Source organism: Aeromonas sp. s2, from assembly GCF_040907935.1.
GTDB classification, from domain to species: Bacteria; Pseudomonadota; Gammaproteobacteria; order Enterobacterales; family Aeromonadaceae; genus Aeromonas; species Aeromonas dhakensis.
Genome location: NZ_JBFOCR010000014.1, coordinates 298,584 through 314,154 on the forward strand (window position 1 = coordinate 298,584; position 15,571 = coordinate 314,154).

Here is a 15,571-nt window from a genome sequence, read left to right on the forward strand (position 1 = left end):
AGTCATGAGTCAGCACTTTTACGTACACCCGGAAAACCCCCAGGCCCGTCTGATCAGCCAGGCGGTGCAGATCATCCAGAATGGCGGCGTCATCGTCTATCCCACCGATTCGGGTTATGCGCTGGGTTGCCAGATGGGTGACAAGGGCGCGCTGGAGCGCATCTGCCGCATCCGCCGCATCGATCCCAACCACGATTTCACCCTGGTGTGCCGCGATCTCTCCGAGATCTCCACCTACGCCAAGGTGGACAACAGTGCGTTTCGCCTGATCAAGAACAACACCCCCGGCCCCTACACCTTCATCTTCAAGGCCACCAAAGAGGTGCCGCGTCGCCTGATGAACGAGAAGAAGAAGAGCATCGGCATCCGGGTACCGGACAACAAGATTGCCCAGGCGCTGCTGGAGGCCCTCGGCGAGCCGCTGCTCTCCACCACCCTGATCCTGCCGGAATCTGACATGGCGGAGTTTGACCCGGAGGAGATCTTCGACAAGCTGGGCAAACAGCTGGATCTGGTGGTCAACGGCGGTTATCTGGGCGAGCAGCCCACTACCGTGGTGGACTTCTCCGACGATGAACCCGTGCTGCGTCGGCGCGGTGCCGGGGATCCGACCCCGTTTGAGTGATACGGTCGAACCGGTCGCCATGACGGCCGCCCAGCCGCCCGCAGGGGCTGGCGAGGGGGCACCGTCGGCGCTCTCTCCCATTGCCCGGGTGCTGGGGCAGCCCTATCACGAGCTGCCCCAGGACCTGTTCATCCCGCCCGATGCGCTGGAGGTGTTTCTCGATACCTTCGAGGGGCCGCTCGATCTCTTGCTCTACCTTATCCGGCGCCAGCAGCTCGACATCCTCAACCTGCCGATCCTGCAGATCACCGCCCAGTACATGGAGTACGTGGAGCTGATGCAGGGGCTCAATCTGGAGCTGGCAGCCGAGTACCTGCTGATGGCTGCCTGGTTGGCGGAGATCAAATCCCGCATGCTGCTGCCCAAGGCGCCGGAGCTGGAGGACGAAGAGGAGGGGGAAGACCCCCGTGTCACCCTCATCCGCCGGCTGCAGGAGTACGAGCGCTTCAAGGTGGGGGCGGAGCGGGTCAACGAGTTGCCGCGGCTGGAGCGGGAGATCTTTGTCGCCAGCGCCATGGCGCCGGATTTTGGCGATCTCAAACCACTGGCGCCCGATGTTTCGCTGGTTGAGCTCGCCCTTTACATGCAAAGTGTGGTAAAACGCGCGACTCATTTTGAACATCACCAGATCCGCCGCGAGCAGATCCCGACCCGGGTGCGCATGGCGGAGATCCTCGCCATGCTCTCGCTGGGCCAGACCCTGCGCCTGGAGCAGGTGCTGCGCGCCGAAGAGGGGCGCATGGGGGTACTGGTGACGTTTCTGGCGCTGCTGGAGCTGTGCAAGGAGCAGCTGATCTGGATCCTGCAGGCGGAACCCCTGGGGCCCATTCACTTTGCCCTGGCCAGCCAGCATGAGGAGAGCGAGCGTGGCGCTGCCCACTGAACGGCTGCGGCCGATAATGCGAGGAGCGAACCATGGCGCTGCCGGCTGAACGACTCAAGACGCTGATCGAAGCGGCGCTGTTCGTTGCCGGGCGCCCGCTCAACGTCAGCGAGCTCAAGAGCAGCGTGCTGGCGGACTACCCGGTCACCAGCCGCTACGTGCAGCTGTTGCTGGCGGAGCTCAAACAGGATTACAGCGAGCGGGGAGTGGAGCTCAAGGAGGTCGCCTCCGGCTGGCGCTTTCAGGCCCGCCAGGATTACGCCGAGGAGCTCTCGCGGCTCTGGAGCGAGCGGGCCCCGCGCTATTCGCGCGCCGTGATGGAGACGCTGACGTTGATCGCCTATCGTCAGCCCATCACCCGGGCCGAGATCGAAGCCATCCGCGGGGTGGCGGTCTCGAGCCAGATAGTGAATACCCTGAAAGAACGTGGCTGGGTGCGCAGCATAGGTCACAAGGAGGTGGTGGGTCGCCCGGAGCTGCTCGCCACCACCCGAGAATTTCTGGATTATTTTAATCTGCAGAGTCTGGAGCAGCTCCCCGAGCTTGATCCCGAACTGCAACCCTCGTTGTCCACTCTGACGTTGGCAGAGACGGGCAGCGATCAACAATCAGGTAACCCCGATGAGTGAAAAACTGCAAAAAGTGTTGGCCCGCGCGGGTCACGGCTCCCGTCGTGAGATGGAGGCCCTGATCACCGCAGGTCGGGTCAGCGTGGATGGCAAGGTCGCCACGCTGGGGGATCGCGTCGAAGTGAACGCCGTGATCCGGGTGGATGGTCACCAGGTCAAGACCCGCGCCGCAGAGGAAGTGATCTGCCGCGTGCTGGCTTACCACAAGCCGGAAGGGGAGATGTGTACCCGTCACGATCCGGAAGGTCGTCCCACCGTGTTTGATCGTCTGCCCAAGATGGAAGGGGCCCGCTGGATTGCAGTCGGCCGCCTCGACGTCAACACCTCAGGTCTGTTGCTGTTCACCACCGACGGTGAGTTGGCCAACCGGCTGATGCACCCGAGCCACGAAGTGGAGCGGGAATACGCGGTGCGCGTGTTTGGCGAGATCACCGAAGCCATGCTGCAGCGCCTGCGCAAGGGCGTGCAGCTGGAAGACGGCATGGCCAAGTTCAACAAGATCAAGCCGGCCGGCGGCGAGGGTCTGAACCAGTGGTTCAACGTTACCCTGACCGAGGGTCGCAACCGTGAAGTGCGCCGCCTGTGGGAATCCCAGGAAGTGCAGGTGAGCCGCCTGATGCGTATTCGCTATGGCGACGTCAAGCTGGATCGCGGCATCCCGCGCGGTGGCTGGCAGGAGCTCAAACTGCCCGAGGTGAACTACCTGCGCGCCCTGGTCAACCTGCCGCCGGAGACCGAGTCCAAGGTCGATCTGCAGCAGGATGGCAAGGCCAGCCGCCACAAGCAGGCCGCCCAGATCCGTCGCGCCGTCAAGCGCCACAAGGAGATGCAGGGCAAGGAGCCGCGTGCCCGCGCCACTACCGCCCGTCGCAAGCCGCAAGCCTCGACCCGCAACTCCGGCACCGGCAGCAAGTAAGCGCCGCGTCGCACTGTAAAAGGCCCGCCTCTTCGGCGGGCCTTTTCGTTGGCGCCTGCTGCGTCCGTTATTGTTCAATGTGCAGGATTGCTGAATTAATGGGGCCAGGCAGGCGGCTGGCGGGGGCCGGGGTGGTTGCCCGGCGGGGGCGGGCTTGTTAGCCTTCCGGCACTGACACAGGAGATAATAATGAGCAAGGTACTTGATGAGCTGCTGGCGTTGCTGGCGCTCGAAAAAATCGAGGAGGGCCTGTTTCGGGGCCAGAGCCAGGATCTCGGTCTGCGGGCCGTGTTTGGTGGACAGGTAATGGGGCAGGCTTTGTCAGCCGCCAAGCAGACGGTGGCCAGCGATCGCCAGGTGCACAGCTTCCACTCCTACTTTCTGCGCCCCGGCGATGCCAACCGTCCCATCGTCTACGACGTGGAGAACATCCGCGACGGTCAGACCGTCTCCACCCGCCGGGTCAAAGCCATTCAGGGCGGCAAGCCCATCTTCTATCTCAACGCCTCCTTCCAGGTCGAGGCCGAGGGGTTTGAACACCAGATCCCCATGCCGGCGGGGATCACGCCCCCCGAGCAGCTCAAGAGCGAGCTGGAGCTGGTGCGCCCCTACGAGCAGCAGATCCCGCCCGCCCTGCGCGACAAGATCATGTGCGAGAAGCCCATCGAAATTCGCCCGGTGACCCTGGTCGACCCGATCCGCCCCGATGTGCATGAGCCGGTGCGCCACGTCTGGTTCAAGGCCAATGGCCAGATGCCGGACGATCAGCGGGTGCACAAATACCTGCTGGCCTATGCCTCCGACTTCCACTTCCTGTTCACCGCCCTGCAGCCCCACGGGGTGTCGTACTGGGAGCCGGACATGCAGGTGGCCACCATAGACCACTCCATGTGGTTCCACCGGGACTTCCGGCTGGACGACTGGCTGCTCTACGTGGTGGACAGCCCGAGCGCCAGCGCCGGTCGTGGCTTGGTGCGCGGCCAGTTCTTCACCCGCGATGGTGTGCTGGTGGCGAGCACGGCGCAGGAAGGGGTGATCCGCCGCCGTGGGTGAGTGCCGCTATGACCATAAAAAAACGGGAGCCAATGGCTCCCGTTTTTTTTATGGTCGTCTTGCTCTATCAGGCCGCGTCTTGCTCGGCGCTGAGCGCTGTCTCGCCGCTCTGGGCGAAACGATCGGCCCACAGGGCGATGACGCCGTCGCCGGTGACGTTGCAGGCGGTACCGAAGCTGTCCTGGGCCAGGTAGAGGGCGATCATCAGGGCGATGGAGGCCTCACCGAACCCCAGCATGGAGGTGAGCAGACCCAGCGCGGACATGACGCCACCACCCGGGGCACCCGGGGCGGCAATCATTATGACGCCCAGCATCATGATGAAGGGCAGCATGGTGCCGATGCCCGGAATGGCCAGATGCTCGGAGAGGAACATCACGGCGGTGGCACAGGTCACCAGGGTGATGGTGGAGCCACACAGGTGAATGGTGGCGCACAGCGGCACGGTGAAGTTGGCGATGCCGGCGCTCACGCCGTTGTTCTTGCTGGCCTGCAGGGCGACCGGGATGGTGGCGGCGCTGGACATGGTGCCAAGGGCGGTGAAGTAGGCCGGCAGCATGTTCTTGATGAGCTGGGCCGGGGAGCGGCCCAGGGCCAGACCGGTGCCAACGAACAGCACGGAGAGCCAGAGCCAGTGCATGATGATGGCCATCACCAGCACCACGCCAAAGGTCTTCAGGGTGGCAAACACGGTGCCTTCCACCGTCATCTCGACGAAGACGCCGGCGATGTAGAACGGCAGCAGCGGGATGATCACCTTGGCCAGCAGGCGGTCGATAATGTCGCGGCCCTGATCGGCGACCCGGCGCAGATCGGTGGCCTGGGTGGCGCTGATGCCGATGCCGAACACGAAGGCGGCGGCCAGTGCCGACATCACCCCGAACAGCGGCGGGATCTCCAGATTGATGTAGGAGGTGAGCTTGATGGCGCTCTCGGCGGTGGACTCGGCGGCGCTGGTCAGACGCGGGATCAGGTTGCTGGCCACGGTAAAGGCGAACAGGCCGGCCAGTATGGTGGAGCAGTAGGAGAGGGCGACCGTCTTGCCCAGCAGCTTGCCGGAGTTCTTCGGCAGGCTGGCGATGCCGCTCATGATGAAGAAGAGAATGATGAGCGGAATGGTGAAGGTGATCAGCTGACCTATGACTGTCTTGGCCGTAAACAGCACGCGTGCGACCCATTCAGGGGCGTAGAGACCGAGCAAGAGACCGGCGAGGATGCCGGCAACCAGTTTGAGGACAAGTTTCATAAGTAAATCCAGGTGTTAGTGTCTGATTTGTTATTTAATTTTGATTTTAATGCCGCTTTTTAACACAAAATCCGCATCATGTCTGTCGTAGGTGCGTTAATGTCGAGTTAAATATTGTTAAATGTGATCGTGGTGGTGATAGCCACTGGCCAGGTGAGCGCGAAGTGCTGCGGGTGATTAATTTGGTGCGGCCCTTCAGCTGCGAAGCAGCAGGGCGTGCAGCCAGCGGCCATCCGTCTGCTCGCTCTCCCAGCACTGCTGCAGTTGCAGCGGCAGCGGGGCGATGAGCCGGCGCAGGTCCTCCTCATCGAGTCGGGAGAGGCGATCTTCGGCTAAGGGAGAGGCGGCTTCAGGCGTGCCGTCGCTGGAGGCCGGCTGGCCACTGGGGTGGGGAAAGGCGCAGTAGAGCGGCCCGGCAGGCTTGAGCAGGCCGGCCAGGTGCGCCAGCGCCTCGCTGAGCTCGCTGGCCGCGAGCAGCGGCAATGCCCCGCGCGCCCAGATGCCGTCATAGGGCACCACGCTGCGCAGCTGATCGATGCGGCAGACCCGCACCGGCTGGCCGCTGCGCCGCGAGGCTACCCTGGCCTGTGCCAGGCGGGCATCGAAGGCCGTCACCACCAGCCCCTGCTGGCGAAAGAAGCAGAGATCGTCGCCTTCGCCGCAGCCCGCCTCCAGCAGATGGGCACCACAATGGAGCAAGGCCAGAAACTGCTGATGCGCGACGGACAGTGGGTCGGCTGAGGGGGTGGCAAGGGACATCGGCGGGCAATGGGGAGACGAACGGGACATGGCGGGCACTTTTTCAGGGACGCTACTCTGTTTCGGGGGCGTGACTATAGCAAATTTGAGCCAATTTGGCGCCGGGGCGCCAAAGGAAGGGGAGGAAACTGGGGTGTGTCTGCGCCGGCCAATGGACCTGTGCTGAGCGACTGTGAGTCAGGTGCGGCGGGTGGCCGGGCCGCCGGTCTGGGCGATCAGGGCGAACAGGTTGTCCAGCACAAAGTCGGCCTCCTGGCGCAAGTCGATGCGATCCGGGAAGTGCAGCCAGTTGATGATGTAGCCATCCAGGGTGCAGTGCAGCAGGGTGGCGGCCCGCTGCAGATCCAGCTCCCGCGGCAGCTGGCCGAGGCGCACCGCATTGCCCAGGGTGATCTCCAGATCCCGGAAGAAGTTGTTGGACTGGCTGCGCATGTGCTCGCGCAGTGAGATGGCCTCTCCCTCCAGCGACTCCAGGTTGAACAGTATGGTGAACATCTGCTGATGGGCGGGTTCGGTGCTTATCTTGATGATCACCCCCTTGAGGAAGCTGCGCAGCTTGCCGAGGGGGTCGGGCTCCTGCTCGGAGACGCAGGCATCGAGCTGGTGGGAGAGGGGCTGGCAGAGCTCCTCCCAGAGGGAGACGAACAGCTCTTCCTTGTTCTTGAAATGCCAGTAAATGGCGCCCCGGGTCAGCTCGGCGGCCCTGGCGATGTCGGTCAGGCTGGTCTTGGCCAGGCCTTGTGAGCAGAACAGATCCAGGGCCGTACTCATGATGTGGCAGCGGGTCTGCTGCGCCTCTTCTTTGGTTCTTCTGGCCATCTCTCTGCGCACCTTGTAAAAGTAAAAAAAGTCACTTACATACATTTATGAATGTATGTATATTGCCTCATCTTTCCTATTTTACCAACCGGGTCCTATAAACCCTGTGGTTTTTCATTGATAGACAGAGGCTCAGGTTTTTCATGCATAAACATATTCTCGCACGTTCAGTCGGCCTTGCGCTGCTGGCGAGCGGTCTGCTGACCGCTTGCGGCGAACAGGGCCCCGCCCAGCAAGGACCCGGTGCGATGCCGCCGGCCGCGGTGGATGTCGTCACCCTGCACACGGCGCCGTTGCAGCTCACCACCGAGCTGACCGGCCGCAGCGCCCCGCTGCGGGTCGCCGAGGTGCGCCCCCAGGTGAGCGGCATCATTCTCAAGCGCCTCTTTACCGAGGGCAGTGACGTCAAGGCTGGCCAGCTGCTCTACCAGATCGACCCCGCCGTCTATCAGGCTGCGGTGGCCAGTGCCAAGGCCAACCTGGCCAAGGCGCAGGCCAACGAGCAGAGCGCCCGCCTCAAGGCCAAGCGCTATGCCGAGCTGGTGAAGGTGAAGGCCATCAGCAGCCAGGAGTATGACGACGCCGACGCGGCCTGGAAGCAGCAGCTGGCCGAGATCGGTGCCGCCAAGGCGGCGCTGCAGAGCGCCAACATCAACCTGGCCTACACCCGCATCACGGCCCCCATCAGTGGTCGCATCGGCAAGTCCGCGGTGACCGAGGGGGCACTGGTGACGGCCCAGCAGGCCAACAGCCTCACCTCCATCCAGCAGCTCGATCCCATGTATGTGGACGTGCGCCAGTCCACAGCCGATCTGCTGCGCCTCAAGCGCCAGGTGGCGGCCGGCAAGCTGACCCAGGACGAGCAGAAAGGCGCCCGGGTGAGCTTCCAGCTGGAAGATGGCTCCACCTATGGGGAAGAGGGCTCGCTGCAGTTCTCCGACGTGACCGTGGATGAGACCACCGGCATGGTGACCCTGCGGGTGATCGTCCCCAACCCTCATCAGCTGCTGCTGCCCGGCATGTTCATGCGTGCCACCCTGCAGGAGGGCGAGCGCGCCGAAGGGCTGTTGGTGCCGCAGACCGCGGTGACCCGTACCCCGAAAGGCGGCGCTACCGTGATGGTGGTGACGGCGGACAACAAGGTGGAGCTGCGTGAAGTGCAGCTGGGCCGCATTGTCGGCAGTGACTGGGTGGTGGAATCCGGTCTCAAGGCCGGCGAGCGGGTGATCGTCGCCGGCCTGCAAAAAGTAAAACCCGGGGTTGTCGTGGCGCCGGCTGAACAGGGCGCCGCTGCGCCGTCTGCCCAGGCGCCGGCCAATGCCCCGGTCAACAAGTAGGATGGAGTAGTCGCCTCATGGCACGATTTTTCATAGACAGACCCATTTTCGCCTGGGTGATCGCCCTGGTGATCATGCTGGCGGGCAGCCTGGCCATCATAGGCCTGCCGGTTGCCCAGTATCCGAGCATTGCGCCGCCGGCGGTGGGCATCTCCGCCAGCTACCCAGGGGCCTCCGCCAAGACGGTGGAAGACTCGGTGACCCAGATCATCGAGCAGAACATGACCGGTCTGGATCACCTGCTCTACATGTCCTCCCAGTCGGACTCCTCCGGCCGGGTGTCGGTGACCCTCACCTTCCAACCGGGAACCGACCCCGACATCGCTCAGGTGCAGGTACAGAACAAGCTGCAGCAAGCCATGTCGCTGTTGCCGCAAGAGGTGCAGCAGCAGGGGATCCGGGTCCAGAAGACCTCCAGCAGCTTCCTGATGGTGGCCGCCTTCATCTCCAAAGATGGCGCCATGACCAACGATGACCTGGCCGACTATGTGGTGGCCAACATCAAGGAGCCGCTCAGTCGTCTGGACGGGGTAGGGGACATCACCTTGTTCGGCAGCCAGTATTCCATGCGGGTCTGGCTCGATCCCAACAAGCTCAACCGGGTGCAGATGACCCCGGGTGACGTGCAGACCGCCATCAAGGCGCAAAACACCCAGGTGGCCTTTGGCAAGCTGGGGGGCACCCCGGCGGTGACCGATCAGCAGTTCACCGCCACAATCATGGGGCAGACCCGGCTCTCCACCGTGGCGCAGTTCAACGACATCCTGCTGCGGGTGAACCAGGACGGCTCCAAGGTACGGCTCAAAGACGTGGCACGAGTCGAGCTGGCCGGTGAAAGCTACGATGCCGAGGCGCTCTACAATGGGCAACCCACCGCGGCGGTGGCCATCAAGCTGGCGACCGGTGCCAACGCGCTGGATACCGCCGAGAAGGTGCGTGGCAAGCTGGGCGAGCTCTCCGCCTACTTCCCGGCCAACATGGAGATCGTCTACCCGTACGACACCACGCCGTTCGTTAAGATCTCCATCGAGGAGGTGGTACAAACCCTGGTGGAGGCGATCTTCCTGGTGTTCTGCGTGATGTATCTGTTCCTGCAGAACTTCCGCGCCACCTTGATCCCGACCATCGCGGTGCCCGTGGTGCTGCTGGGGACCTTCGGCGTCATGGCGGCGTTCGGCTTCTCCATCAACACCCTGACCATGTTCGGTCTGGTGCTGGCCATCGGCCTCCTGGTGGATGACGCCATCGTGGTGGTGGAGAACGTGGAGCGCCTGATGAGCGAGGAGGATCTCTCTCCGCTCGAAGCGACCCGCAAGTCGATGACCCAGATCACCGGCGCCCTGGTGGGGATCGCCCTGGTGCTCTCGGCGGTGTTCGTGCCGATGGCCTTCTTCGGTGGCTCCACCGGTGCTATCTATCGCCAGTTCTCCCTCACCATCGTCTCGGCCATGGTGCTGTCGGTGCTGGTGGCGCTGATCCTGACCCCGGCCCTGTGCGCCACCCTGCTCAAGCCCATCAAGCATGGCGAGTTCGGTGCCAAGCGCGGTTTCTTCGGCTGGTTCAACCGGGCCTTCGACGCCAGCGCCAACCGCTACCAGAGCGGCGTGCGCAAGGTGGTCAAGCAAGGGGTGCGCTACGGCATCATCTATGCCGCCATGCTGGCGGTACTGGCCATCCTGTTCATGCGCATGCCCACCTCCTTCCTGCCGGAAGAGGATCAGGGGGTCATCATGTCCATGGTGCAGCTGCCGGTCGGTGCCACCAAGCAGCGCACCGAGGTGGTGCTGGCGGACATGCGCGACTACTTCATGAAAAACGAGAAGGACAACGTCGACTCCGTGCTGACGGTGGCGGGCTTCAGCTTTGCCGGTAGCGGTCAGAACAGCGGCATGGCCTTCATCAAGCTGAAAGACTGGAAAGAGCGCAACACGCCGGATCGCAGCGCCAATGCCATCATCGGCCGCGCCATGGGCTACCTGTTCAGCATCAAGGAAGCCCAGGTGTTCGCCTTCAACCTGCCTCCGATCCCAGAGCTCGGGACGGCCACCGGCTTTGACTTCTATCTGCAGGATCGGGCCGGCGTGGGCCACGACAAGCTGATGGCGGCGCGCAACCAGCTGCTCGGCATGGCGGCGCAGGATCCCAACCTGGTGCGGGTGCGCCCGAACGGGATGGAAGACACTCCCCAGCTCGACATCAAGATCGACTACGAGAAGGCGCTGGCGCAGGGGCTCTCCATCAGCGACATCAACAGCACGCTCTCCAGTGCCTGGGGCTCTGCCTATGTGAACGACTTTGTCGACAGAGGCCGGGTCAAGAAGGTCTACCTGCAGGCGGATGCCCCCTTCCGGATGAACCCGGAAGATCTCAAACTCTGGTACGTGCGCAACAGTGCCGGTCAGATGGTGCCCTTCTCCGCCTTTGCCAGCACAGACTGGAGCTTCGGCTCGCCACGGCTGGAACGTTACAACGGCGTACCGGCGATGGAGATCGTCGGGGAAGCGGCGCCGGGCAAGAGTACCGGTGACGCCATGGCCGCCATCGAGCAGATGGTGAAGCAGCTGCCGGAAGGCATCGGCATCGAGTGGACCGGTCTCTCCTATCAGGAGCGGCAGGCGGGCTCTCAGGCACCGGCCCTCTACGCCATCTCCCTGCTGGTGGTGTTCCTCTGTCTGGCCGCCCTCTACGAGAGCTGGAGCATTCCGTTCTCGGTGATGCTGGTGGTACCGCTTGGGGTGCTGGGGGCCATTGTGGCCGCCACCCTGCGTGGGCTGGAGAATGACGTCTACTTCCAGGTGGGCCTGCTGACCACCATAGGGCTGTCGGCCAAAAACGCGATCCTCATCGTCGAGTTCGCCAAGGAGCTCTATGACAGGGGCATGGGGCTGAGCGAAGCCGTGGTGGAGGCGGCGCGCCTGCGTCTGCGTCCGATCCTGATGACCTCGCTCGCCTTCATCCTCGGCGTATTGCCGCTGGTGATCAGTACCGGGGCCGGTGCCAGCAGCCGTAACGCCATCGGTACCGGCGTGATGGGGGGGATGATCAGTGCCACCGTGCTGGCCATCTTCTTCGTGCCGCTGTTCTTCGTGCTGGTGATGCGCTATTTCACCAAGCACAGCACCAAGCAAGCGCGTCTGGCCCACGCCGAGGAGATCAAACATGACTAAGACCCTGATCGCCTTGAGCGTGACTCTGCTGTTGGGGGGCTGTTCCATGGCCCCCGATTACCAGCGCCCCGAGCTGCCACAAGGCGCCACCTGGCAGAGCAACCAGACGGGGGAGGCGGCCGTCTCCTCCTGGCGCCAGCAGTTCCTCGATCCCGCCCTGCAGCAGTTGATCGCCACGGCCCTCGAGAACAACCGGGATCTGCGTATCGCGGCCCTCAACGTGGAGGCCTACGAGGCCAGATACCGGATCCAGCGGGCGGCACAGCTGCCGACCCTGGCTGCCAATGGCTCGGGTACCCGCCAGCAGGGATCGGACGATCTCAGCAGCACGGGGCAGGGCACCATCAGCAGCCAGTACGGCGCCAACATCGGCATCACCGCCTACGAGCTGGACCTGTTCGGCCGGATCCAGAGTCTGAAAGATCAGGCGCTGGAGACCTATCTGGCGCAAATCGAGACCCAGCGCAGCACCCAGATCGCGCTGGTGGCCTCGGTGGCCAACGCCTATCTCACCCTGCTGGCGGATCAGGAACTGCTGGCGCTGAGCGAGGCGACCCTGGCCACCGAGCAGGAGAGCTATGGTCTGACCGAGCACAAGTACCGGCTGGGGGCCGCCTCCGAGATGGAGCTGGCTCAGGGCCGTACCGCGCTGGAGAGCGCCAAGGTGAGCCTGGCCCAGTACCAACGGCAGGTGAAGCAGGATCGCAACGGCCTGGCGCTGCTGCTCGGGACCGGCGTCCCCGCGCTGATGACCGAGCCGGCGACCCTGGCCGAGGTGCAGCTGGCGGCCATCCCGGTAGGCGCCCCCTCCAGCCTGCTGCAACAGCGCCCGGACATTCTGGCGGCCGAGCACAGCCTGAAGGCGGCCAATGCCAATATCGGCGCCGCCCGTGCGGCCTTCTTCCCGACCATCTCGCTGACCGCGACGGCGGGCACCGCCAGCAACCAGTTGAGCGGACTGTTTGACGGCGGCACCGGTACCTGGACCTTCATGCCGCAGATCAACCTGCCGATTTTTGACGGTGGCAAGCGCATCGCGGATCTGGATGTGGCCGAGGTAAGCACCAAGCAGGCGGTGGCGAGCTACGAGAAGAGCATCCAGACCGCGTTCAAGGAGGTGGCGGATACGCTCGGCGCCCAGGCTGACTATCAGCAGCAGCTGCAGGCCCAGCAGGAGTTGGTGAAGGCGAGCCAGACCTACTTCAAGCTGGCGGAGGTACGCTACGAGAAGGGGGTGGACAGCTATCTTACCCGGCTCGATGCCCAGCGTTCGCTGTTCAGCGCCAAACAAGGGCTGATCACTACCCGTCTGGCGCAGCTCAGCAACCAGGTCGCGCTCTACAAGGCCGTCGGCGGTGGCTGGCAAGCTGCCGATAGCGAGGGTGGCAAAGGAAAAAGCTGACAGTAGCCACACTTTCCTCCTTGCGTTATCTTACCGTCACAGGGCGAACCATCAGGTTCGCCCTGTTTGTTTGCTGCAAAAACATATACATATGAAGCTCAAGTGACATAATACGTCGTGCAGACAGAGTTGTGATCGGTATCAGACTCTGGTGGAAGAGCTGAATTTTTACGTGTGCGGCGGGGGGCAATTGTAAGAAAGTGTTACGTGTCTCCATCCGGATTGGCAAAAAGTGGCGTTCTTGTGAGCGTGCTCCGCACTGATGCGTCGCTTGTCACTATTTTTACTTTTGAATCCGGCTAGCAACGACCTTTTTGGTCTCAAAGGAGGCTTTGCTGGTGGTTGGCAGATCATCTCCTTCTGCTGGAAGAGCAGAGAACCGCTACGGGAGAGGGCGTAAATCGCTTACTTTAAGAAGGGTTGTTATGGCTGTTCAAGCGGCCAGGAAAGGCGCTAAAATCCGGACTTTGCCCTTGGGGCATGGCAACGATTGACGGCGGTTTTTTTGTAAACTGGCATGTTCAATGTGCAAGAGAAATCGCACTCTTGTCATCAGGGAGCGGTGACAGAATTTTCCCAAGCTGGAGGGCGCTATGGCCAACAGCACACACAATCCGGTCAAAAGCAGCAATCTGGGGGCTGTAACCCAGGGGCGGTAGCTATTGTCTTTTTCGTGGTTGGTGTCAGAAATCCGCCATTTGAGCGAGCATTTTCACCACTATGAACAATGGTAACTGGTTCAAAAAGAACCGAATTTCTATTACTTTTCAAGAGCATAACTATGAAGATTCTTGTCACTGGTGGCGCAGGCTTTATCGGCTCGGCGGTTGTTCGTCATATCATTCGGGATACCAACGATTCAGTTATCAACCTCGATAAACTCACCTATGCGGGTAACCTGGAATCCTTGGCCAGTATCGCAAACAGTGAACGTTATGCCTTTGAGCAGGTGGATATCTGCAACCGCGCCGAACTGGATCGGGTGTTTGCCCAGCATCAACCGGACGCCGTGATGCACCTGGCGGCCGAGAGCCACGTCGATCGCTCCATCACAGGCCCTGCCGACTTCATCGAGACCAATATTGTCGGCACCTACATGCTGCTGGAGGCGGCTCGCGCCTACTGGAACGGTCTGGACGAGGTACGCAAGGCGGCCTTCCGCTTCCACCACATCTCCACCGACGAGGTATATGGCGACCTGCCCCATCCGGATGAAGTGGGCCCCGGTGTGGCACTGCCGCTCTTTACCGAAACCACCCCCTATGCCCCCAGCAGCCCCTATTCTGCCTCCAAGGCCTCCAGTGACCATCTGGTGCGCGCCTGGCGCCGTACTTACGGCCTGCCGACGATCGTCACCAACTGCTCCAACAACTACGGTCCTTATCACTTCCCCGAGAAGCTGATCCCGCTGGTGATCCTCAATGCGCTCGATGGCAAGCCGCTGCCGGTATACGGCAAGGGCGACCAGATCCGTGACTGGCTCTATGTGGAAGATCATGCCCGCGCGCTCTATACCGTGGTCACCACTGGTGCCATCGGCGAGACCTACAACATCGGCGGTCATAACGAGAAGCAGAACTTGGACGTCGTTCATACCATCTGCGATCTGCTTGACGAGATGGTACCCAAGGCCGGCTCCTACCGCGACCAAATCACCTACGTGGCCGACCGCCCCGGTCACGATCGCCGTTATGCCATCGATGCCAGCAAGATGAGCGCCGAGCTCGCCTGGCAACCGCAAGAGACCTTTGAATCCGGTATCCGCAAGACAGTGCAGTGGTATCTGGATAACCAGCAGTGGGTCAACAACGTGAAGAGCGGGTCCTATCAATCCTGGATCGATCAGCAGTACGGGGAGAAGAAGTAATGAAAGGCATTATTCTGGCAGGTGGTTCAGGCTCTCGTCTTCACCCCATCACGCGTGGCATTTCCAAGCAACTGCTGCCGATTTATGACAAGCCGATGATTTACTATCCCCTCTCGGTGCTCATGTTGGCAGGCATCAAGGATATCTTGATCATCACGACGCCCGAGGATTCGGAAAGTTTCCAGCGCCTGCTTGGCAACGGTGAGCAGTTCGGCATCAATCTGCAATACACGGTTCAACCGTCACCGGACGGACTGGCCCAGGCCTTTATTCTGGGTGAGGAGTTCATTGGCCAGGACAGCGTCTGCCTGGTGCTTGGCGACAATATCTTTTTTGGTCAGGCCTTCGGCAAGCAGTTGCAAAAAGCGATAGCCAATCAGGAAGGTGCTACCGTCTTCGGTTACAAGGTCATGGATCCCGAGCGCTTTGGCGTCGTTGAATTTGATGAAGAATTCCGTGCCAAGTCCATTGAGGAAAAACCGGTAAAACCGAAATCGAACTGGGCTGTCACCGGTTTGTATTTCTATGACAACTCCGTCATCGAGATCGCCAAGAGCATCAAACCATCCGAGCGTGGTGAGCTCGAAATCACCAGCGTCAACCAGGCATATTTGGATCGTGGTCAGCTGAAGGTAGAACAGCTGGGCCGTGGCTTCGCATGGCTTGATACCGGTACCCATGACTCTCTGATTGAAGCTTCTCAGTTCGTGCAAACAGTTGAAAAACGTCAGGGATTCAAGATCGCATGTCTTGAAGAGATTGCGCTTAACAATGGTTGGTTGAGCCGTGACCAGATCAAGGTTATTGGCAATAGTATGGCAAAAACAGGTTATGGAAAATATTTGTTGAGTCTGATCAAATAAGAGAT

General features: G+C 61.8%; 13 protein-coding genes and 1 pseudogene. 11 read left to right on the forward strand and 3 right to left on the reverse strand.

Translation table 11 applies throughout. From position 1 onward, the window contains the following. Positions 1-4: 4 nt before the first annotated feature. The 5 genes from AB5Y81_RS12140 to tesB all read left to right on the forward strand — a co-directional run bounded on the left by AB5Y81_RS12140 (position 5) and on the right by tesB (position 4,106). Positions 5-625 (forward strand): L-threonylcarbamoyladenylate synthase, encoded by a 621-nt coding sequence (locus AB5Y81_RS12140; RefSeq protein WP_005302891.1) that lies wholly within the window; start codon positions 5-7, stop codon positions 623-625. Next, positions 573-1,508 (forward strand): ScpA family protein, encoded by a 936-nt coding sequence (locus AB5Y81_RS12145; RefSeq protein ID WP_279484099.1) that lies wholly within the window; start codon positions 573-575, stop codon positions 1,506-1,508. Before AB5Y81_RS12140 ends, AB5Y81_RS12145 begins: the two co-directional genes overlap by 53 nt. 32 nt (positions 1,509-1,540) lie before the next feature. Next, complete coding sequence (gene scpB / locus AB5Y81_RS12150) at positions 1,541-2,137, forward strand: SMC-Scp complex subunit ScpB (RefSeq protein WP_123247226.1); 597 nt, start codon at positions 1,541-1,543, stop codon at positions 2,135-2,137. Beyond that, a complete protein-coding gene (gene rluB / locus AB5Y81_RS12155; protein ID WP_279484100.1) occupies positions 2,130-3,053 on the forward strand; it encodes a 23S rRNA pseudouridine(2605) synthase RluB in 924 nt (307 codons plus the stop codon). The genes scpB and rluB overlap by 8 nt, the downstream gene beginning before the upstream one ends. Before the next feature lie 189 nt (positions 3,054-3,242). Further along, complete coding sequence (gene tesB, locus AB5Y81_RS12160; protein ID WP_019840022.1) at positions 3,243-4,106, forward strand: acyl-CoA thioesterase II; 864 nt, start codon at positions 3,243-3,245, stop codon at positions 4,104-4,106. A gap of 67 nt (positions 4,107-4,173) precedes the next feature. Here tesB and AB5Y81_RS12165 read toward each other — a convergent pair whose 3' ends face one another. The 3 genes from AB5Y81_RS12165 to AB5Y81_RS12175 all read right to left on the reverse strand — a co-directional run bounded on the left by AB5Y81_RS12165 (position 4,174) and on the right by AB5Y81_RS12175 (position 6,930). Further along, positions 4,174-5,352 carry a dicarboxylate/amino acid:cation symporter gene (locus tag AB5Y81_RS12165; RefSeq protein WP_005302882.1) on the reverse strand — a complete coding sequence of 393 codons (1,179 nt, stop codon included), beginning with the start codon at positions 5,350-5,352 and terminating at the stop codon, positions 4,174-4,176. Positions 5,353-5,547: 195 nt separating this feature from the next. Continuing rightward, positions 5,548-6,051 carry a class I SAM-dependent methyltransferase gene (locus AB5Y81_RS12170; RefSeq protein WP_279485531.1) on the reverse strand — a complete coding sequence of 168 codons (504 nt, stop codon included), beginning with the start codon at positions 6,049-6,051 and terminating at the stop codon, positions 5,548-5,550. A gap of 237 nt (positions 6,052-6,288) precedes the next feature. Then, positions 6,289-6,930 (reverse strand): TetR family transcriptional regulator, encoded by a 642-nt coding sequence (locus AB5Y81_RS12175; protein WP_099359734.1) that lies wholly within the window; start codon positions 6,928-6,930, stop codon positions 6,289-6,291. Positions 6,931-7,073: 143 nt separating this feature from the next. On the opposite strand from AB5Y81_RS12175, the gene AB5Y81_RS12180 reads away from it, so the two are divergent. From AB5Y81_RS12180 to rfbA, 6 genes and pseudogenes are all read left to right on the forward strand, one after another. Beyond that, a complete protein-coding gene (locus AB5Y81_RS12180; RefSeq protein ID WP_279484101.1) occupies positions 7,074-8,267 on the forward strand; it encodes an efflux RND transporter periplasmic adaptor subunit in 1,194 nt (397 codons plus the stop codon). A 17-nt stretch (positions 8,268-8,284) separates the two neighbouring features. Further along, positions 8,285-11,434 carry an efflux RND transporter permease subunit gene (locus AB5Y81_RS12185; RefSeq protein ID WP_010633425.1) on the forward strand — a complete coding sequence of 1,050 codons (3,150 nt, stop codon included), beginning with the start codon at positions 8,285-8,287 and terminating at the stop codon, positions 11,432-11,434. Then, entirely contained in the window at positions 11,427-12,836 is a 1,410-nt protein-coding gene (locus tag AB5Y81_RS12190) for an efflux transporter outer membrane subunit (protein WP_010633426.1), read from the forward strand. The genes AB5Y81_RS12185 and AB5Y81_RS12190 overlap by 8 nt, the downstream gene beginning before the upstream one ends. A 159-nt stretch (positions 12,837-12,995) precedes the next feature. Further along, a pseudogene (locus AB5Y81_RS12195) lies at positions 12,996-13,139 on the forward strand (hypothetical protein); the annotation flags it as partial. A gap of 478 nt (positions 13,140-13,617) precedes the next feature. Then, entirely contained in the window at positions 13,618-14,703 is a 1,086-nt protein-coding gene (gene rfbB / locus AB5Y81_RS12200; protein WP_279484102.1) for a dTDP-glucose 4,6-dehydratase, read from the forward strand. Then, a complete protein-coding gene (gene rfbA / locus AB5Y81_RS12205) occupies positions 14,703-15,566 on the forward strand; it encodes a glucose-1-phosphate thymidylyltransferase RfbA (RefSeq protein ID WP_242763255.1) in 864 nt (287 codons plus the stop codon). The genes rfbB and rfbA overlap by 1 nt, the downstream gene beginning before the upstream one ends. The last annotated feature ends 5 nt before the right edge of the window (positions 15,567-15,571 follow it).